17 protein-coding genes and 1 other annotated feature are annotated in these 19,752 nt (G+C 49.1%); of the genes, 6 read left to right on the forward strand and 11 right to left on the reverse strand.

Annotated elements, in window-relative coordinates:
• Window positions 1–348: 348 nt before the first annotated feature.
• From LZ11_RS10620 to LZ11_RS10630, 3 genes are all read left to right on the forward strand, one after another.
• Window positions 349–1,425 carry a Fe(3+) ABC transporter substrate-binding protein gene (locus LZ11_RS10620; RefSeq protein WP_148867856.1) on the forward strand — a complete coding sequence of 359 codons (1,077 nt, stop codon included), beginning with the start codon at window positions 349–351 and terminating at the stop codon, window positions 1,423–1,425.
• Window positions 1,426–1,528: 103 nt separating this feature from the next.
• Window positions 1,529–3,109, forward strand: coding sequence for an ABC transporter permease subunit (locus tag LZ11_RS10625; protein ID WP_148867871.1), 1,581 nt, complete (start codon window positions 1,529–1,531; stop codon window positions 3,107–3,109).
• A gap of 4 nt (window positions 3,110–3,113) precedes the next feature.
• Window positions 3,114–3,791, forward strand: a complete 678-nt coding sequence (locus tag LZ11_RS10630) for an ABC transporter ATP-binding protein (protein WP_222927250.1) — start codon at window positions 3,114–3,116, stop codon at window positions 3,789–3,791.
• Between the two features lie 35 nt (window positions 3,792–3,826).
• Here LZ11_RS10630 and LZ11_RS10635 read toward each other — a convergent pair whose 3' ends face one another.
• From LZ11_RS10635 to LZ11_RS10670, 8 genes are all read right to left on the reverse strand, one after another.
• Window positions 3,827–4,711, reverse strand: a complete 885-nt coding sequence (locus LZ11_RS10635) for a DNA-3-methyladenine glycosylase family protein (RefSeq protein WP_148867857.1) — start codon at window positions 4,709–4,711, stop codon at window positions 3,827–3,829.
• Between the two features lie 45 nt (window positions 4,712–4,756).
• Window positions 4,757–4,972, reverse strand: coding sequence for a hypothetical protein (locus tag LZ11_RS10640; protein WP_148867858.1), 216 nt, complete (start codon window positions 4,970–4,972; stop codon window positions 4,757–4,759).
• A 91-nt stretch (window positions 4,973–5,063) separates the two neighbouring features.
• Entirely contained in the window at window positions 5,064–5,960 is an 897-nt protein-coding gene (locus tag LZ11_RS10645; protein WP_170240366.1) for a nitrilase-related carbon-nitrogen hydrolase, read from the reverse strand.
• A 113-nt stretch (window positions 5,961–6,073) separates the two neighbouring features.
• Window positions 6,074–6,826: a carbon-nitrogen hydrolase family protein gene (locus LZ11_RS10650; RefSeq protein WP_148867860.1), complete on the reverse strand. Its 753-nt coding sequence runs from the start codon at window positions 6,824–6,826 to the stop codon at window positions 6,074–6,076.
• A 42-nt stretch (window positions 6,827–6,868) separates the two neighbouring features.
• A complete protein-coding gene (locus LZ11_RS10655; protein WP_148867861.1) occupies window positions 6,869–7,120 on the reverse strand; it encodes a hypothetical protein in 252 nt (83 codons plus the stop codon).
• A gap of 133 nt (window positions 7,121–7,253) precedes the next feature.
• Entirely contained in the window at window positions 7,254–7,754 is a 501-nt protein-coding gene (locus tag LZ11_RS10660; RefSeq protein ID WP_148867862.1) for a nitroreductase family protein, read from the reverse strand.
• Between the two features lie 10 nt (window positions 7,755–7,764).
• A complete protein-coding gene (gene ileS, locus LZ11_RS10665; RefSeq protein WP_148867863.1) occupies window positions 7,765–10,902 on the reverse strand; it encodes an isoleucine--tRNA ligase in 3,138 nt (1,045 codons plus the stop codon).
• Window positions 10,903–10,968: 66 nt separating this feature from the next.
• Window positions 10,969–11,188 (reverse strand) — a binding site (T-box leader).
• Between the two features lie 12 nt (window positions 11,189–11,200).
• On the reverse strand, window positions 11,201–12,310 hold the full coding sequence (locus tag LZ11_RS10670) for a bis-aminopropyl spermidine synthase family protein (protein WP_148867864.1): 1,110 nt from the start codon (window positions 12,308–12,310) through the stop codon (window positions 11,201–11,203).
• A 291-nt stretch (window positions 12,311–12,601) separates the two neighbouring features.
• Here LZ11_RS10670 and LZ11_RS10675 point away from each other — a divergent pair, with 291 nt between their 5' ends.
• The 3 genes from LZ11_RS10675 to LZ11_RS10685 all read left to right on the forward strand — a co-directional run bounded on the left by LZ11_RS10675 (window position 12,602) and on the right by LZ11_RS10685 (window position 16,838).
• A complete protein-coding gene (locus LZ11_RS10675; protein ID WP_148867865.1) occupies window positions 12,602–14,350 on the forward strand; it encodes an ABC transporter ATP-binding protein in 1,749 nt (582 codons plus the stop codon).
• Window positions 14,351–14,366: 16 nt separating this feature from the next.
• Complete coding sequence (locus LZ11_RS10680; protein WP_148867866.1) at window positions 14,367–16,442, forward strand: ABC transporter ATP-binding protein; 2,076 nt, start codon at window positions 14,367–14,369, stop codon at window positions 16,440–16,442.
• Between the two features lie 108 nt (window positions 16,443–16,550).
• Window positions 16,551–16,838, forward strand: coding sequence for a hypothetical protein (locus LZ11_RS10685; protein WP_148867867.1), 288 nt, complete (start codon window positions 16,551–16,553; stop codon window positions 16,836–16,838).
• Window positions 16,839–16,991: 153 nt separating this feature from the next.
• Here LZ11_RS10685 and LZ11_RS10690 read toward each other — a convergent pair whose 3' ends face one another.
• The 3 genes from LZ11_RS10690 to LZ11_RS10700 form a co-directional block, all read right to left on the reverse strand.
• On the reverse strand, window positions 16,992–18,077 hold the full coding sequence (locus tag LZ11_RS10690; RefSeq protein WP_148867868.1) for a hypothetical protein: 1,086 nt from the start codon (window positions 18,075–18,077) through the stop codon (window positions 16,992–16,994).
• 68 nt (window positions 18,078–18,145) lie between these two features.
• Window positions 18,146–19,162: a Nif3-like dinuclear metal center hexameric protein gene (locus tag LZ11_RS10695; RefSeq protein ID WP_148867869.1), complete on the reverse strand. Its 1,017-nt coding sequence runs from the start codon at window positions 19,160–19,162 to the stop codon at window positions 18,146–18,148.
• Window positions 19,163–19,482: 320 nt separating this feature from the next.
• The coding region (locus LZ11_RS10700; RefSeq protein WP_148867870.1) for an IS30 family transposase at window positions 19,483–19,752 on the reverse strand (270 nt) is incomplete at its 5' end.

Genomic DNA, 19,752 nt, shown 5'->3' on the forward strand with positions numbered 1-19,752 from the left:
ATTCCAGTGGGACGGTACCATATCCGGCAATGCGGGGTATAAAATGAAACCCATTACATACAGCGATAGTATAAATCCCAAAAGCAGCCAGTTCACCGGTAGGGCGGATTTTTTATTTTTCCCCATGGAAATCCCCCCTAAGATATTTAGATAAGTATCTAAATATAGTTTATCATAAAAAAGCTCGGAAGGCTACAGTTAATTTAAGAAAAAGCCTCTAATTTCGCTTCAAGCTTTCTCGAGGTTATTTTTGATTCTTGAGGATAGATTTTGCAGTTGACGTGATAATGATTTTCATTTATAATATCAGCCATGAGAATGATTTTCATTACATAAGGAGGTTGTTTCATGCGATCCAGTAAGTTGTTTTCCCTTACATCTTTCATTGCCGTAACCCTCATCATGTCGATTTTTCTCGTGGCAGGATGCGGGGTCACCAATTCGGGGACCCAGAATACAGCCCCCGGCGAAAGCAAAGTCGTCAATTTATATACCGACCGGCATTACGACACCGACCGGCAGCTTTATGATCTGTTCGAGAAAGAGACGGGCATAAAAGTCAACATGGTTGAAGGCAAATCGGACGAGTTGATCGAACGGCTGGCCCGGGAAGGACTGGATACCGAGGCAGACCTGTTGATCACCGCTGATGCCGGCAGGTTACACAGGGCCAAGGAGCAGGGCTTGTTACAGGCGGTAACCAGTGCTGTCCTGGAAAAGAATATCCCTGAAAACCTTCGGGATCCCGAGAACTACTGGTTTGGTTTAACCAAGCGTGCCCGGGTGATCGTTTATGCTAAAGACCGGGCAAATCCTGACGAGATTTCCTCTTACGCTGATTTGACCGACCCAAAATTAAAAGGAAAGATCCTCGTAAGGACTTCAAGCCACGTTTACAACCAGTCCCTGTTAGCATCCTTTATCGTGCTGGAAGGTGAAGAAAAAGCCAGAGCCTGGGCTGCAGGCATCGTCAAGAATATGGCCAGGCCTCCGCAGGGCAATGACAGGGACCAGGTTAAAGCTATTGCAGCTGGTATCGGCGATATAGCCATCATGAATTCCTATTATTTGGGCCAAATGCTCAATTCTTCCGACCCGGAAGAAATTAAAGCAGCACAACAGGTAGGCATTATCTTCCCTGACCAGAAAGGAAACGGTACCCATATTAACGTGAGTGGTATAGGCCTTACAAAATACGCCAAGAATAAAGAGAATGCCATTAAATTCATGGAATTCCTGTCCAGCGAAAAGGCTCAGAAGGTATTTGCAGATGCTAACTACGAGTATCCTGTTAATCCCGCTGTCGAACCTTCAGACCTGCTAAAGTCCTGGGGAGACTTCAAATCTCAAAATATCAAGCTCTCCCGCCTAGGTGAACTGAACAGTCGGGCAGTAAAAATCTTCGATGAAGTCGGTTGGCAATAAGTTAAAGAGAGTAGCCTGGCGGGCTACTCTCTATTTACAGGAAGTGGTAAAAGTGCCGAGGAATATCAAGCTAAACCTGAACTTCTGGAGCATCGCTAGTTTCATGATCTTGCTTCTGTTGCTCCTGCCCAATCTTAACATTCTAGCCGGATTGTTGGAAGAACCCACAGAAAACTGGCTTCATATCAGGACTTATCTCTTGCAGAGCTATATAAAAAATTCCCTGGTACTTGTCGGAGCTACCGCAGTTATGACCATTATAACCGGCACTCTCCTGGCTTATCTTGTTGCGTTTTACGACTTCCCCCTCCGGGGATTTATGCGCTGGGCTCTGATTTTGCCCCTGGCCGTTCCGCCTTATATGGCTGCTTACACTTATAGTGGAATCGTAAGCTTCACAGGACCGATCCAGACCTTTTTGAGAAACACTGTAGGAGTGTCCCCTAATCAAAAATATTTTCAAATAATGTCTCCTGAAGGTGCTGTTTTTATTTTCTCACTTTTTTTATATCCCTATGTTTATCTAATGGTAAAAGCTTTTTTTGAAAAGCAATCATCGGCGTTGATTGAATCGGCCCAGCTGCTGGGTAGATCCCCGGTTGAAATTTTAATTTACACCCTGCTGCCTCTAGCCAGGCCTGCCATTATCGGAGGAGTCAGCCTCGTCATAATGGAAGTCTTAAATGATTACGGGGTTGTACATTATTTTGGGATTCCCGTCTTCAGCACGGCGATTTTCAGAGCCTGGTTCGGCATGGGCGATCTGAATTCCGCCATTAAATTAGCCGGTCTTTTAATGATTTTAGTTTTCGCCACCGTGGTAATCGAAAAGCTCTTGAGGGGACGGCTTAGCTTCTCTTATAGTAAATCAGCAGTCCGTCCGCTAGTTCCCCGGCGGTTGCACAAAACCCCGGCGATACTTGCTTTGACTTTCTGCCTGTTAATATTCAGCTTCGGTTTTGTCATCCCTGTCTTCCAATTGTTTTACTGGGGCCTTTTAACTTATCGCAGCATTTTAAATTATGAATTTATCGCTTCGCTTTTCAATTCCGTTATGCTGGCCGGTATAACCTCCAGTGTTATTGTAATACTTGCCCTGATCATCGGCAATTTCGCAAGGATCAGCACAAATCAGCTGGGGAATATTGTATCTAGGATTGCTCTTATCGGCTACTCCATCCCCGGGACGGTAATCGCCATCGGTGTAGTTACTTTTTTTATACAAATGGACAGCCGGATCTACTGGCTGTATAAGCCTATCATCGGCGGTTCAAAGAAACTGGTTTTGAGTACAAGTATCGTCATGCTGGTCTTTGCCTATATAATAAGGTTTCTGGCCATCGGCTATAATGCCGTGGATTCCGGATTTGAAAAAATAGGCAGGAAATATTTCGAAGCTTCCCGCACCCTGGGAGCAAATATAGCTAGAACCTTTTTGCTGGTGGATCTGCCCATGCTGAAACCCGCTGTAACCGGGGGCTTTATTCTCGTCTTCGTCGATATATTGAAAGAACTGCCTCTCACCTTGATATTACGGCCTTTTAATTTCCACACCCTGGCAACGAAAGCTTTCCAGTATGCCAATGACGAGATGGTCCAAGAAGCAGCTATCGCCTCCTTGATTATCATCACCGTTAGTTTCCTAAGCATCTATTTATTCTATAAGACGGCAGAAAGGACGTAAAGGTATGTTTTTGGAAGTTGAAAATATTAGTTTCCAATACCCCAACAGTCCCGACTATGTTTTGAAAAATTTTACACTGACGGTACCCAAAGGTATAACGCTGGCAATCTGGGGGGAAAGCGGCAGCGGCAAAAGCACCGCCCTTCGCCTGATTTCCGGATTGGAAATCCCGCAGCAGGGGCGGATAAAAATAAGCGGTAAAATCATGGTCGACCATAATACTTTTGTTCCGCCGGAAAAAAGGGGTATAGGTATGGTTTTTCAAGATTATGCTCTCTTCCCCCATATGACGGTGGCCAGGAATATTCTGTTCGGATTAAATAAAATGCCGGCCGAAGCAAAAAAGGTCCGATTACAGGAAATTCTAGCTCTGGTGGATTTAAAGGGTTTCGAACACCGGTACCCTTACGAACTGAGCGGCGGCCAGCAACAACGGGTCGCCCTGGCGCGGGCTATTGCTCCGAAGCCCCATTTACTTTTGCTGGATGAGCCCTTCAGCAATCTGGATTCATCCCTTAAAACAAAAATTCGCCAGGAGTTGAAGACGATTATCGTTCAGACCGGCATTACCACTGTTTTCGTCACTCACGATCGGGAAGATGTTAAATGCATCGCCGATATTGTCGTGATTTTACAGAAAGGAAGAATAATGGAAATCGGTAATCCGTCGGAGTTATTGTGAAAAATTTTTTTGAAGGTCGCTGCTTACTCATAAATTCAGCCCGGTTCTTTTTCAGAGCCAGGACCACCTTTAATATCACCCCAGCAAGTTCTTGTGTAATGGAAAAGGTACTGCTGTGCAAATCCCGCCAGGGGTCCAAACCGGCCTTCGGCAAATTTGATGATCTTCTTTACAGGCATTTCCCTACCATCAAAGTAAATGTGCTCCACAACCCTTTTTATCCACACGTCTACCGGGAAGGCGTCGAATTTCCTCAGGGAAAAGAGCAGCACGCAGTCGGCTATCTTTCGCCCTACGCCGGGGAGCTGCATGAGCAGTTTTCTGGCTTCGCCGGTGGGAAGCTTCTCCAGCTCGTCCAGGTCGATGCCGCCACCGGCGATCATCCTGGCCACTGCAATCACGTACTTGCCCCTGAAACCGCAGCGGGTATCTCTGATCTGATCTTCAGATAAAGAAGCCAGCACTTCCGGAGCGGGAAAGGTATAGTAGGTTCCTCCCTCAAATTCCACAGGAATTCCGTAACAGCTGCACATCCGCTCAATCGTCCGTTTTATATTCGGTATGCTGTTGTTGGCCGAAAGGATGAAGGAAATCAGGGTTTCCCAGGGTTCCTGGTGGAGTATGCGGTTGCCGCTGCAGAACTTTACCGCCGGCACCAGCTCCTCAAACCCGCAGAGTTTATCCTCGATCTCCCGGTAGTCTCTTTCCAGATCAAAATAATCTCGAATAAATCCGATCGAATCCTCGCCGCCGTTAGTAAATACCCTTAAGGTATCCCCCTCCTGGAATGCCTTTATCACTAGGTTTCCCACTACGCCCAGGTAACCCCCATCTTCCATCCTGCTCCAACGGAAGGCCTGGCCGCTTTCGGCTATCGCTTCCAGATTGAAAGGGTGAATACCTGTAAATGTTATCTCCAATGCTGTTTCCCCTCTCTCTAAAATATAACCGCCTCATAAAACTTATTACGGTTTTGCGTATAATTTTTCTTCATCAAGAGAATAGTTTTTAAACACCAGAAGGCCCAACAGTATGCATACGGCCGCCAGCAGGCATGATACAGAAATACCCGCAGGTTTGTCATAACTATAACCCAGATATTTAAAAAGCACTCCGGTTGTAAAAAATGAAGATATCCCTATTGTCGTTTTTACCAGTAACCCCTGAACTCCGAAGAACATGGCCTCCCTCCTGCACCCGGCCAGGCCTGCCACCGAACAAAAGCCCTATTGTGTTGAACACCGACTGGTGAGTTGAATGTTTCTTACCCCCTCAATACAGCCGGCTAAAGTATTTCCTGTACAACACCTCGTTCCTGTCTCCCAGGAGTTCATCCTCAAGCCTGTACCTTCTCAAGGCTTCTATGTCCAGCGGAGCTGTAATCACATCATCTCCCTGATAATGTTCTGCTTCTTTCACTACACCGTCCCTGTTTTCGGTTAAATCCAGCGGGGCATATACTCCCGCCTTGCCGGTGAAATAAAACTTCGCCACCCTCCCCACCAGTGCGCTCTTTATGCCGTAAACCCGGCTCTCCTGGACTCTGGGCCATATACCCCTGAGGGCCCTGTAAAAATCGTACTCTTCCATATTGGCGATGGGGATTATAACTATATCGGCCCCTTTTTTCCTGGCAATTTCAAAGGTTTCATAGTAAGTGGCGTCCATACAAACCGGGAAGGCGACGTTGGCAAAGGGCAGGCGAAAGACCGCCAATTCATCTCCGGTTTTCAACCCGAAGGCTTCCTCTTCGGGGGTCGCGTGCAGCTTTTTCTGGCTGCCGATGAGCCTTCCGTCGGGGCCGAACAAATACGCCGTATTGTAAAGCTCTCCGTTTTCAGGGACGGTGATGCTTCCCCCCATCACGTACATTTCGTAGATGCGGGCGATGGAACTGAATGTTAAAAAATAGATGTCTTTTACGTACGGCCCGAGCAGCATCAATGCGGCCCTGATTTTTTCCCCGTCTTCATCTTTCCGGCCGTCCATGGATAACTTTTTCTCTATCCCAGGGAGGAGGCCGTAAAGAGGAAGGTGAATATTTTCCGGGTAGGCGATGAGTTGAGCCCCCTCCTCCGCCGCCCTCTCCGCCAGATACCTCATATGCTCAAAATACTCTATGGCCGATTTATGGAGCCGGAATTCCACCTGGGTTGCTGCAACTTTCAAACCAGGCCCCCTATTATACTTTTTAACTTTCAACCTGGTTATGTACCGTTTAAGGGGCTTCGGGTTAAACTTAAAAGCAAGAAAAATCTTTACCACGCAATCCAGTAATCCCATCAGTATCCCCACTCTTTTTTATAAAGTTTTCTGTTCAAATACTTATACAGTGGGTAAACGGCTTTAATTTCATTTCTCTTCTCAAAATCAAGGACTGCCGCGAGAACCCCTTCTTCTCCTTCCTTCATTTCACCCAAAATGCCGTTGGAACCTTCCCATATGGGATTGTGAATTATACTCCGGCCGGCGTATATTTTATCGCGGATCCTCCCGTTGGCGGCGCATTCCACGGCAAAAAACTGGTTCTGCTGAACCTGCTGCCATATACCGGACAGTTGAAGCCAGCGGTTGTAATCCCCTTCAACTGTATAAAGCCCCACCACGATATCGGCACCCTGGAGGCCTAAAATTCTGCCAGTTTGAGGATGAAAGCAGTCGTTGCCCACGAGTATGCCCACGTTGCCCACGGCCGTCGAACATATATCAAGTTCGTCTCCCCTTTTTAAGCCATTCCTTGCATCCTGCGCCGAAAGGTGGGTCTGGCACTGGGTATGAAGTATTCTACCCCTTTGCATGATAACCGCTTTGTGGTACCCGTCCTCAAAAAAACTGCCGGGCACCAGAACGAAATCCTTGCCTTTTGAAAACTCCAGATGAAACTGGAGATACTCGGCGCTGGATGAAAATAACAGCCCTGCGAGGGGAGGAAGTACCAGGATATCCGCTTTTATGTCCCGGATGTATTTTTTAATATCTTCGATGTACTTCTCCTTATTTTCAAACCTCAGCTGGAGGGCGCACGCTTTTACCATTTTGCCTTTCTCCTTCCACCACAGCCTTGTAAAGCGCAAATACTAGATACCCCAATTTTTTTCCGCCAGCCTGTCGGAGTAAAAGTCCAACGATGTACTGAAGAAATAGCTAAAAAAGAAATTCTCATCGAGGATTCTTTCTATATATTTATTCATAGAAGTTATGATTCTTTCCCTCAGAAATTCAGTGAATTCTTCATATATCTTATCCAGGCCTTTTCTCCTCAAGTGAATCAGCGTGGTGCTGGCCCCGTCGGGTTCGGCATTAAGGGCAAAACACAGGATGAGTTTCAAATATACCCCCCTGGCAAAAAGCAATATCCTTATTTGATAATTTTTCTACGGCTTTTGCCCTTTTCCTGCTGCTGTTTATGTTTAAAGGTTTGTTAAAAAAGCAAAACCCGAGGTTGCACCCTCGGGTCAGATTTTATTCGTACTTCTCCCACTTCAGCACTTCCGACAGCGGCTTCTTGGGCGGATTCGGTGTCTTATCAGCGTATCCCAGGGGTACCAGCGAGATCAGCTCGTATTTTTCGGGCACCCCCAGGAACTGCCTGACCTCCTCGCTGTAAGGCCTCCTGTATCCCGCCACCCAGCAGGAACCGATGCCGTAGGCCTTGGCGGCCAGCATTATATTTTCGGTAGCAGCCGAACCGTCTTCCACAGCGTGGTTGTTGTCCTTTTCGCAGAACACAGCCACACAGGCCGCAGCATCGGCGATAAATTTCCCCCAGGTTGCAAGCCGGGCCAGTTCCTTCTTACCTTCCTCCTCGGTTACCACCACGAATACCCATGGTTGAACGTTGTTGGCCGATGGGGCCAGCCTTGCACAATCTACGATGTCCTCCAAAATTTCCCTGGGGATGGGCTTTTGCGTATACTGCCTCACGCTTCTTCTTTCTTTTAAAACCCTGATCGCTTCATTCACAACTCTCACCTCACACTTTTTTTACTCCAAGCAACGCCCCGTGCCCGTTTATATCCCACTCACGGGCAAAGCTGTCTTCAGGTGGGGCGGCTTTTTCGATGGAAATCGCTAGTGTATCGCTCTTTATCTCCCCTCCGTGGAGGTTCATCGCTTCATCGATTACGGCGTCTCCCTGGTAATAGACGTATATTTTATCTTCTACTTCAAATCCGGCTTCCTTCCTCATGTTCTGTATTTTGCTGGTGAACTCGCGGGCTATACCTTCCAGCATCAGTTCGTGGGTAATTGTTGTATCGAGCACCACGTAGTAGCCGCCTTCTCCTTCGGTGCAGAACCCTTCTTTGTCCTGGGCTCTTATATCGAGATCGTCTTGGGTCAGCCTCACTTCCTGCCCTTCTACCGTCAGGACTACCTCGCCCTTTTCCCTGGCTTCCCTGATCAATTCGGCAGCACTAACCCTGGAAATTTCCCGGGCAATAGCGGGCATGAGCTTGCCGTATTTGGGGCCCAGCAGATCGAAACGCGGCTTGAGCATGTAGGTGAAGTACTGTTCGGCCATGTGGATATATTCGATTTCTTTTATATTCAGCTCTTCTTTGATAATATCGGTTAGATCTTTTAAGAGTTCTTCATCGTTTGGATTCCTCAGCTGGACCATCATTCTCGAAAGGGGCTGGCGGTTCTTTATTTTTGCCTTGTTCCTGGCGGCCCGCCCCAATTCTACGATCTTTCGCGCCAGCCCCATCTTGTGCTCCAGTTTTAAGTCGATAAGTTCCTCCCTTACCTCAGGGTAGTTGCAAAGGTGCACGCTCTCCGGAGCTTCGGGATAGGGCATCCTCACTAGGTTCTGGTAAAGTTCTTCGGTGATAAACGGCACGAAGGGAGCCGCCATCTTTATAAACGCCACCAGCGCTTCGTACAGAGTGAGGTATGCTGCGACTTTATCCTGATCCATTTCGGATTTCCAGAACCTTTCCCTGCACCGGCGGACGTACCAGTTGCTCATATCGTCCACCAATTCTTCCAAGGCCCGGGCTGCGGAAGTTATGTCAAATCCGTCCAGACCCTTCCTCACCTTCCTGTTGGTGCTGTTTACCCTGGATAAAAGCCAGCGGTCCATCTCGGGCCTGCATTTCGGATCCAGCGAATGGTTTCTCGGGTTGAAATCGTCGATACTGGCGTAGAGTGTAAAGAAGGAATAGATGTTCCACAGGGTTCCCAGGAATCGCCGCTGAGCTTCGCTGACAGCCTCCTTGTAGAAGCGGCTGGGATTCCAGGGAGGACTTGCCACGTACAGGTACCAGCGCATGGCGTCGGCGCCCTGTTCGTTCAGCACCTCCCACGGGTCCAGCACGTTGCCCTTGTGTTTGCTCATCTTCTGCCCGTACTGGTCCAGCACGTGTCCCATTACCAATACGTTTCTGTAAGGCGAATCGTCAAACAGTAGAGTGGATATCACAAAGAGGCTGTAGAACCATCCCCGGGTCTGATCGATGGCCTCGGATATGAAATCTGCAGGAAAATGGGTTTTAAAGGTCTCTTCGTTTTCAAAGGGGTAGTGGAACTGGGCGAAAGGCATCGATCCCGAATCGAACCAACAGTCTATGACCTCGGGCACGCGCTTCATGTCGCCGCCGCAGCCGGGGCATTTCAATACAACTTCGTCTACGTAAGGTTTGTGCAGCTCTATATCACCCAGCGGCAGCTTGCTCAGCGCTTTCATTTCCTCTAAACTGCCCACGGCGTGCTCTTTACCGCATTCCTGGCATATCCAGATGTTAAGCGGTGTCCCCCAGTAGCGCTCGCGGCTCAGGCACCAGTCTATGACGTTTTCCAGGAAATTACCGAAGCGGCCGTCCCTTATGTGCTCCGGGTGCCATCCTATCTTTCGGTTTACCTCCAGAAGCCTTTCTTTAATAGCTGTGGTCTTGATAAACCAGCTGCTGCGGGCATAGTACAAGAGCGGCGTATCGCAGCGCCAGCAGAAAGGATATGTGTGCAGGTGCCTTTCGGCCCTGTACAGAAGCCCCCTCTGCTTTAGGTCTTTAATGATGCCCTTATCGGCGTCCTTCACGAAAATCCCGGCCCAGGGTCCAACCTGCTCTGTAAACCTTCCCTGGGTGTCTACTGGTTGGAACACCGGTAGCCCGTACTTCTGACCTATTCTGGAGTCGTCCTCGCCGAAGGCCGGCGCCATATGCACGATTCCGGTACCTTCATCCATCGCAACGAAATCCGCCGTAACCACGTAAAAGGCTCTTTGTCTCTCGTTTTCAAAGAACGGGAATACCGGCCTGTACTTAACGCCGGAAAGTTTTTCGCCCGGAAACTTCTCCAGGACGGTGTATTCCCCTTCCAGGACGCCCAGCCTTTCTTCAGCAAGTATCAGTTTTTCACCGTTTTGTTCAACTTTCAAATAGGTAGAGTCCTCTTTTACTGCCAGAGCTACGTTGGAAGGCAGCGTCCACGGAGTGGTGGTCCATACCAGGAAATAGGTATTTTCTTCTCCCTCCAGCGGGAACTTGACAAATACCGAAGGGTCTTCGACCTCTTCATAACCCTGGGCTACCTCGTGGCTGGACAGCGATGTCCCGCACCTGGGGCAGTAGGGCACCACCTTGTGCCCTTTATACAGAAGGCCCTTCTCCCAGATTTTTTTCAAGGCCCACCAGACCGACTCGATGTAGGTGTTGTGGTAGGTGACGTAAGGGTTCTCCATGTCAATCCAGAACCCTACCCTCTCGGTCATCCTCTTCCATTCCTGCTCGTAGGTGAAGACGCTCTCTTTGCATTTTTTTATGAAATTCTCCACGCCGTATTCCTCTATTTGAGGTTTCCCGCTGATCCCCAGCTGCTTTTCAACTTCCAGCTCCACCGGGAGTCCATGGGTATCCCACCCGGCCTTGCGGTCGACCCTGTATCCCATCATGGTCTTGTACCTGGGGATCAGGTCCTTTATTACCCTGGTCAGCACGTGGCCGGCGTGGGGCTTTCCGTTGGCTGTAGGAGGGCCCTCGTAGAACACGTAGTTGGGGGCATCCTTTTTGTTCTCTATGCTCTTTTCGAAGATCTTTTCCCTTTTCCAGAAATCCAGTATTTTCTCTTCGATAGGAACAAAGTTCATGGTTGGCTCTACTTTTTTAAACATGGCTCAATACCTCCATCTTTACCAATTGAAGGCTAGGATTTAAAATAAAAAAATCCCGCCCCTCAAAAAAGGGACGAGATTTCTCCCGCGGTACCACCCTGGTAAGGCGCGGGGGATTCCCGCACCTCGCTCCTCAATATAACGGCAAAAGCCGTAGGCTCCTACTCCGCTGGTTTCGGGCCTCACTCAGGGGTGATCTTCAGCCGCCGGTACATCCACCGGGCTCCCACCTACCCCGGCTCTCTGGGGGCTTCCCGGCGCTTACTGTCCCCTTCATCGCTTTTTTACTTTGCAGGTTTTAATTTTTAATATACCGCACTTTTTTTTCTTTGTCAACGCTTTTGCCCGGACGGTAAATCAGGGCCTCTTTATCCACATAAAGCTCACAGGGCACAGATCTATTTTCCATTCCCTTAAAGCCGCTTAACGTCTCTATCCGGTACATTGAAGACCTGTACCAGTTGAGCCTTGGCTTTACCTGCACGAAAGTGTAATCGTCTCTAATACTTTCCAGCAGATAATCCCAGTTGACGTAATGGTTGAAGTCATCAATTATATCAGTAATAGCCACTTTGAATTTACCTACCAGCAGTTGCTGGAACAGGTTCCATTTCTTCAGAGAAGCCTCCGTACGGGTCAACCCGAAGTAACCGGCACACCCCTCGCCGGAAAGGCCCGTAAGTCCCCTTCCCATGCAGACCTCAAGGGCTTCCAAGGTCTCCGGCGGGTCTGTGGTAAATGTATGAAAATAACCCACGTATTCTTCTGGAAGTTTTTCTCTAAAATCGTACTTTATAGCCTTCACCGGCAGGCCGAATTTAGCGGCCTTATTATTAATATATTCAACCAGCCTGTCGTCGATCTCCATGACGACAACCTCCGCAGGCATCCCCGAAAGGCCGGCGGCTACGCTCACAAGGTCGTCGTCTCCCAGGACCAATAGCTTTTTACCCTCCAGGTCCCCCCTGCCCGCCATGAGGGCTATCCTGCCGGCGACGGTTCGGGTTGTCACGAATCCCTGATCGTAATCGATTATGGCTTTGGGGCGGTCGGCGGTCACCTCGTCAAATTTTTGTAACAGTTCTTTCAGTTTCTCGAGCCCTATGCCCCGCCCTTCGCACGCCGGACAGGTATAATCTTTCCTCGGGGCTATCCTGCTGCTGTTTAAAAATTCCATACCTTCAGGAGTAAAACTTATGTCCCCCTGTTCGTCAACTTTTACCAGTTTCGTCTGCTTCAATATCTCAATTATTTCAGCCACTACGCTGAACGGCTTCCGGGCGGCACAGACGACCTCCCAGAAGTGGGAGCTGCCGGCCAGCCCCGACAGCACTTTCTCCACATCGCGTTCCGTAGTTTCGATCCCCGTTCTTCTGTAAACCTCCTCCGCTATTCCCTTGATGTCCATGGCTTCACCTCCATCCCGCGATTTAAAAAGGACCCTGCTTTTCCACAAGGCCCCGAAAACATAGGCAGAGGTTATAAATTTTCCATGAACGGTAAAAATTATATAATTTTGACCTAAATAAGTCAAGAGACGAGCCGGTAGCCAGGTGGTCGAATCAGTAATACCAGGTCGGCGGTGAGGTGGTTTATTTCGCATAGTGTCAGGTCATGGGGGTCGATCTAAAATTAGATTTAAATTTAAAGGGTTTCCCGATTTTGTATAGAATTATGTACCCGGAAATGGAGTGATTCAATGAGGAATTTTCTCGCCCTGCGTGACTTTTTTTACCGCTATAAAAGTATGTACGCCGTAGGTGTTCTGTGGCTCGTAATCGTGGACTTCCTGCAGATAATATACCCCAGACTGCTCGGTGCGACGGCCGACGCCATAAACCGGGGGACTTTTAATAGATATTTCGCCGTCAGGTACATTTCCGCGCTCATATTAATAGCCCTGGCCATCGCGCTCCTCAGGTACTTATGGCGGATGTACCTGCTGGGAAGTTCCCGGCTCATCGAATACGAGCTTAGAAACAAGCTTTACGCCCACCTGCAGACCCTATCTTTGACGTATTTTCAGCACCACAAGACCGGCGATATAATGGCGCACGCCACTAACGATATCCAGGCGGTCCGGCAGGCCCTGGGCCAGGGAATCGTGCTGGCGGTGGATGCAGCCTTCATGACGCTGGCAACAATTTTTATGATGGGAAAAACCATAAGCTGGGAGCTGACGCTTTTTTCCCTCCTCCCCCTTCCCTTTCTGGTCTTCACCGTGACGCGGTTCGGCCAGATGATTCACAACCGCTTTAAAACCGTCCAGGAGGCTTTTTCAAAGCTCACCGAATGCGTTCAGGAAAATTTCGCGGGTATTCGGGTAATTAAGTCCTTCGTGCAGGAAGAAAAGGAGATGGAGAAATTCTCCCAGATCTGCCGGTATAACATGGAAACGAACATACAGCTCGTAAAGATATGGGGAATGTTCTTCCCCCTGATCGAGTTAATCTCAGGCCTCAGCCTTCTCATCGTTATTTGGTACGGTGGAAAACTAACAATATACGGCCGCATTTCTGTGGGCGACTTTGTAGCTTTCATCTCATACCTGGGCCTCCTCACCTGGCCCACAATTGCCATGGGCTGGCTTATCAATGTGATGCAGAGGGGAGCCGCATCCATGGGGAGGATCAACACCATTTTACAGGAAAAACCGGAAATCCTCGACGGCCCTGATACCCTCCCGGTAGATGACCTGCGGGGAGAAATAGAGATTAAAAACCTCACTTTCGCCTACCCGGGAACCCATAAACCCTCCGTCCGCGATATAAGTTTACGGATCCCCGCCGGCAGGAACCTCGCCATCGTAGGCGCCGTAGGCAGCGGGAAGAGCACAATAGCCGGCCTGCTGCTTCGCCTTTACCCGGTACCGCCGGGTACCGTATACGTCGACGGTATAGACATCAACAGGATTCCCCTCAAAACCCTGAGAGAAAAGATTGGTTACGTCCCCCAGGATACTTTTCTCTTTGCGGCCTCCGTCCGGGAAAACATAGCTTTTGCCGGTGAATATTCCGATAAAGAAATAGTGGACGCTGCAAAAACGGCAGGTATTCACGAAGATATACAGGCTCTACCCGGGCAGTATGAAACCCTCCTGGGCGAGCGAGGTGTCAATCTTTCCGGCGGCCAGAAGCAGAGGATTTCGATAGCCAGGGCCCTGATCAAAAACCCGAGGATAATTATCCTGGACGACTGCCTTTCGGCGGTCGACGCGGCCAAGGAAGAAAAAATCCTCGGCAATTTAAAACGGTTCTGCCGCGGCCGGACCAGCATTCTCATTTCCCACCGCATATCAACTGTGATGCACGCCGATGAAATCCTAGTCATTGACGGCGGGAGGATCGTCGAGAGGGGAACCCATGAGGAGCTGCTCGAAATCAGGGGTATATATTACAACCTTTACCTAAAACAACTTCTAGAAAAATCTCTCGAAGAAGTGAATTGAGGAAAGGGTGTAGCTGTTGAACGGTTTTCACGAGGACGAACTGCAGGAAAAACCTATCGACCTTTATATTCTCAGGCGGCTCCTGAAATATGCGCGCCCCTATGCGGGCCTGATGGTATTCTGTATCCTGCTCTTAATGGTTGTCACCGCCGCGGACCTGGCGCAGCCGTACATAGTCCGCTTCGCCCTTGACGGCTATATCAATGCCTTTAAAATACCGTATGTGGAAGTTTCTCGGGACAAGATCCCACCGGGAGTACATACCGTCAGCTGGCGCAACAAAACGCTGGCGCGCGGCAGTGACCTTCCCCAGGCGCCACCCGGTGCGACTCATTACCGGATCGTTGATCAGGGTGGAAAGTATTATTTGGTACAGGTCCTTGCAGAAACCGGCAACGTATCCATCGAAACCGTGGACGGCGAAATCGTGGCCAGGCAGGGAGAAAAGATATTGAAGGCCTTCCCGCTTGATCCCGAGGAGTTTCGGAGTTTCAGAGCCCGCGACGTCGAAGGGCTCACCAGATTGTCACTGATTTTTCTTTTAATACTGGTCATCAGGTTTGGGGTCAACTACGTCCAGGTATACCTGCTCCAGTATGCCGGTCAGAATATCATCCTCAATTTGAGGAAGGAAATATTCAGCCACATTGAAAACATGCACCTTTCATATTTTGACAGGAATCCGGTGGGGAGGCTGGTGACTAGAGTAACCAACGACACCGAAGCCCTCAATGAGATGTACACCAGCGTGCTGGTAAACCTGTTTAAGGACCTTTTTTTGCTGGTGGGAATCATCTTTGTCATGATGAGGCTGAATTTTAGGATGGCGATGGCTGCGCTCTCCGTAGCTCCCATCATAACCGCAGCCACCGTTATTTTTCGCAATAAAGCCCGCCAAGCATACAGGGAAGTTAGAAAGAAAATCGCCCGCATCAATGCCACTTTGAGTGAAAACATCACCGGGATGAAAGTGATCCAGATATTCAACAGGGAAGCGCGGAAGTTTGCCGACTTCGACCGTATAAACCGGGAATATTACCAGGCCACTATGAGGGAGCTTCAAGTATTTGCCGTTTTCCGGCCATTCCTGGACCTGCTTTACTACCTATCCCTTTCACTCCTCATCTGGTATGGCGGGCCGAGGGTTATTAGGGGGTTGCTGAGTTTTGGCACTCTCTATGCCTTCGTACACTATATGGGCCAATTCTTCCAGCCCATCAACGATCTGGCCGAAAAATTCAACATCCTCCAGTCGGCTATGGCCTCTTCCGAAAGAATTTTCCAGGTGCTGGATACCGAAAGCCCGATTAAAGACCCGCCCGAACCGGTAGCGGTCGGCAGGTTCAGGGGAGAGATCGAATTCAGAAACGTATGGTTCGCCTATGAGGGTGAAGACTGGGTGCTGAAGGACGTGAGCTTCAAAGTAAAACCCGGCGAGACCGTGGCCTTCGTGGGTGCCACCGGTGGGGGAAAGACTTCTATAATCAACCTGATCTGCCGGTTTTACGACGTGAACAGGGGCCAGATCCTCGTAGACGGTGTAGATATAAGGAATATGAGGCAGAGCGACCTGAGGCGCCAGATAGGCGTGGTGCTGCAGGACGTGTTTCTCTTCTCCGGCGATATAAGGTACAACATCCGGCTCAACAACAGTGAAATAGACGATGAGAGAATCCTGGAAGTGGCGCGGTACACCAACGCCCATCAATTTATCCAAGCAAAACCGAACAAATACGATGAAGAGGTTACCGAAAGGGGCAGCACCCTTTCCGCCGGTCAGAGGCAACTCCTGGCCTTTGCGAGGGCCCTGGCCTTCGACCCCTCCATACTCATACTGGATGAAGCCACGTCGGCCGTTGATACCGAAACCGAGTCCCTGATCCAGGACGCGCTGAAGAAGATTACCCGGGGCCGAACGACAATAATTATAGCCCACCGCCTGTCAACGGTACAGCATGCCGACAGGATAATGGTGCTCCACAAAGGGCGGATAAGGGAATGCGGAACTCACGAAGAACTGCTGGAAAAGAGGGGACTTTATTACAAGCTCTACCTGCTGCAGTTTAAGGAAAACCGCTCGGGAGCTATGTGAAAAATGTTTCTTCAGACTTATTTACTAAAAGGTATAGATTTTGTAGTATTCTAAGAATGAGGCTATCCTCTTGGCAAAGTCCAGGGTTTTAAACTGGGAGGTGGGTGAATGCGGAAAAAAATATTATCTGCTGTAGTCTTAATCGTTTTATTGGTAATCGCTATACATCTCACCCCTGCTGGAGCGATTCGGTTTTACATAGCCGTTCACGGGGGCCCATTGGCAGTAGCGAAGGTTGTAATTACTGGTCCAGGGTATTTTGATCGAAATTATGGTTGGCAGCACATAGTAGAAGGCTATAATGCCCCCGTAACCGGCATGGAAATTCGCTTCTTTTACGTACGCAGAAACGCCGTTTGGTTATGGAAAGTAACTACCGCTGGAACAGGGCCATGAAACATATCCAACAAAACGTCATGAGCATATAAAAAGAGAGAACCTAGCAAAGTCCGGGTTCTCTCTTTACGTCTAGAGAATAATTATGAAGGGACTTTACGTTACTACATGCACCGTACAAGCGGGAATAGTCTTACCTGGAACGGCTCATTATCAGCCAACTATAGGGACCAAAATCCATGACAGCAAGAAGGCCGATATAATACGGATAATCATTCCTACTACGGCAGCCTGCATGGCTTCTCCAGCGGTAAGGTCCGAATTCTGCGACCATACGGCGGGAATCTGGGCAAGAGGTATCTGCAGCGGGAAGCCCGACGCGGCTATGATGAAGGACCCGATTGCAAGGCGGGGAGGTATGTTATTTATAGTCTCCACCAGGGTGTTCATCGCCAGCGTCGGTGACACCAGAATCGACTGGATTCCCGTCTGGGGGTCTATCGACAGTGCTCCCAGAAAAGCGGTGAGTGCGTTTTCGATCGGTTTCCACATCCCCAGAAAATCCAGTGCCCCCATTATGGCGAACACCACGGCGGCGGCAGGGATAAGCAGCAGGAACAGAAGTTCGGCTCCCTCCCTGGCACCGTTAAAGATGGTGGGTATCGGCGGAGTGTTTGGCGTGAACCGGGGCATTTCGGTAATGTCTTTATATTTCACATCCCTGTATATGGTCTTGCTCAGCAAGAACGGAACCAGTATTACCGGCAGGAACAGGCCCACCACTATTATGGGAAAGGCCCAGAGCCCAGCTTTTGTAAAAGCCAGCAACCCCAGCATAAACGTGGAAAACGACTGATTACCCTGGCACATGGTGGCAATCGCTATTTTCTGCTCGTCTTTCGTGGCGCCGGCTTTTTTAAGGGACGGAGCCGTGATACGGCCCGAGGCATTGATGTCACCCAGAATGTTGTAAATGGCGGGCACGATGATCAGGGGAGTGATCTTCATTATTCTAGCCAGGGGCGTGAAAAGGCGCACCAGGGCGTCGGTGAACCCGAGCCGCTCGAGAATGCGGCCGGTCATGACGCTGAGTATAATTGCACTTCCCAGCGTGCCCGTTAGGTATACTTTGACTACGATGGGCACGACCCTCCCTACCATGGCGTCAAAAATGCCGCCTATTACTCCAGGCTTTACGAATAACACGACCAGCGAACTTAACAGCAGTACAAGGCCAACCCATTCGATGGTCTCTATCTTACGACCGGTTTCCACTACTTCCCTTTCCTTTACAGCCATAACCCTTCCTCCCTATTATTTGTTAAATCATTCAGCCCTTTTAAATGATACTTTCCCCTATGCTGTCCTCATCCCCCCTTTTTCATCAGGTAATTTTCTGTTATAAAGCCGGCGTATTCTTGAATGGTGGAAGACCCGAAGCGCTCCACGGGAATTGAGATAACCCTTTCTCTGAAGACAACTATTTTTATCTCCTTTGGCAAATAAGACCTGATAGCATGAGCCAGCGGAAGCCCGTTTTCAAATACCTCCATTGAATGGCAGTTGCCGCATATAAAATTGAGTCCCAGTTCCCTCGCCTTCGCCACCAATGCGCTGTCCTTTCGCACCCTGCTTATAGTGGCCAGCACCGTATCCGCTTCAGGATGCTCCATCTTGGCCATCTCCAGGTGTTCGGGGGTAAAACCCGTATGAGGGAATATGTGTAGAACGGTTTTTACTTCTGTTTCGGGCGCGCCGATCAATATCTCGCCCCCCACGGCTGTAACCGAATTTTTTATATCCTCGCAGCCGTAGACGGATTTTTCGTACTCGCTGAGCCTGAACTCTCTATCCATGTCCATCATTTTATTGAGCCTGTCCAGCATATCCCCGAGAGTCTTCACGCCATCCAGTACCTTTCCTACATAGAGGATGTTGCCGGGGATACCGCCGTATCTTATATCGACCCGGAAGGCCCGGTGGCCGTGGATGTACGATATCCCTGGATGCAGGCCGTGAAAAGCTTCATGGAGTTCTATGACGTTGATGCCATAAAGTCCCAGGTAATTTTTCAGCGTTACCCCTCCGGAATTGGCCGCATCGGCCACCGGATGGTGGGCTACGATGAGATCGACTCCTGTAGCTGCCGCCAACTCGATACAGCTTTCGGTAAGGGTCATTACTACGGCTATTTTGCTCACTACCGCTTCCGGATCACCGAATACCAGCCCGGGTATCTCCATCACCGATTTGCCGGGTATGTTGGAGGATTTTATCACCACAAAAGGATTTCTGCCCGCAAATACGTCGCCCGTCTCCATCACAACCCTGCCCCCGGTAATGTCGTCGAGAGCCTTTAAAACATCTTTGACTTTTACTTGCATATTATTATGCATCCCCCTTTTTTTTCAAAGCATAAATAAAAAGGCCATCAAATAAATACCCCTTTCAGGGAAAATCACACCACGTTCCACCCGGGAAATGGTGCAATCCTTCCCCTTAGAAGCATTTATTTGACGGCCTCGAGCTATCCTTCCGGATCTCTCTTATCCAGTCGTGTTTTGTTTTTTGGGACAAGTCCAATAATTAACATATACCATTATTATCTTTCTGTCAAGATATACGATTATTATTTTTATGTTCTTAAATTGCAATATTAAATGCGACACATTTTTTGGAAACCCGAATGAGTTGGGTTTTTCAATCATGAAGGCTGAAGTTCGTAAGTTAGTCGCTCTATTTCCCGGAAAAAGAGTTCTGCTGGTTGCCGGTAGCCCAGGATTTTTCTGGGCAGAGTATTACACCAATTCTGCACCCGTTCGATTTGTGAAAAAGATAATTCCTTGATAGCTGTTCCCTTAGGAATCAACCGCCTGATTAGGCCATTGTGCCGCTCATTGGTGGCCCGTTCCCAAGCAGAGTAGGGATGAGCATAATAAATATCAATTCTGTGGACATTCAAATTGGCAAACTC

The organism is Thermosediminibacter litoriperuensis (assembly GCF_008124715.1).
GTDB lineage: Bacteria > Bacillota > Thermosediminibacteria > Thermosediminibacterales > Thermosediminibacteraceae > Thermosediminibacter > Thermosediminibacter litoriperuensis.

Bases quoted from the DNA above. Each gene is read 5' to 3' on its own strand.
- ileS (WP_148867863.1), bottom strand. From the start codon at position 10,902: ATGTTTAAAAAAGTAGAGCCAACCATGAACTTTGTTCCTATCGAAGAG.
- LZ11_RS10625 (WP_148867871.1), top strand. From the start codon at position 1,529: ATGATCTTGCTTCTGTTGCTCCTGCCCAATCTTAACATTCTAGCCGGA.
- LZ11_RS10695 (WP_148867869.1), bottom strand. From the start codon at position 19,162: ATGCAAGTAAAAGTCAAAGATGTTTTAAAGGCTCTCGACGACATTACC.
- LZ11_RS10675 (WP_148867865.1), top strand. From the start codon at position 12,602: ATGAGGAATTTTCTCGCCCTGCGTGACTTTTTTTACCGCTATAAAAGT.
- LZ11_RS10650 (WP_148867860.1), bottom strand. From the start codon at position 6,826: ATGGTAAAAGCGTGCGCCCTCCAGCTGAGGTTTGAAAATAAGGAGAAG.
- LZ11_RS10685 (WP_148867867.1), top strand. From the start codon at position 16,551: ATGCGGAAAAAAATATTATCTGCTGTAGTCTTAATCGTTTTATTGGTA.
- LZ11_RS10630 (WP_222927250.1), top strand. From the start codon at position 3,114: ATGTTTTTGGAAGTTGAAAATATTAGTTTCCAATACCCCAACAGTCCC.
- LZ11_RS10690 (WP_148867868.1), bottom strand. From the start codon at position 18,077: ATGGCTGTAAAGGAAAGGGAAGTAGTGGAAACCGGTCGTAAGATAGAG.
- LZ11_RS10640 (WP_148867858.1), bottom strand. From the start codon at position 4,972: ATGTTCTTCGGAGTTCAGGGGTTACTGGTAAAAACGACAATAGGGATA.
- LZ11_RS10670 (WP_148867864.1), bottom strand. From the start codon at position 12,310: ATGGACATCAAGGGAATAGCGGAGGAGGTTTACAGAAGAACGGGGATC.
- LZ11_RS10620 (WP_148867856.1), top strand. From the start codon at position 349: ATGCGATCCAGTAAGTTGTTTTCCCTTACATCTTTCATTGCCGTAACC.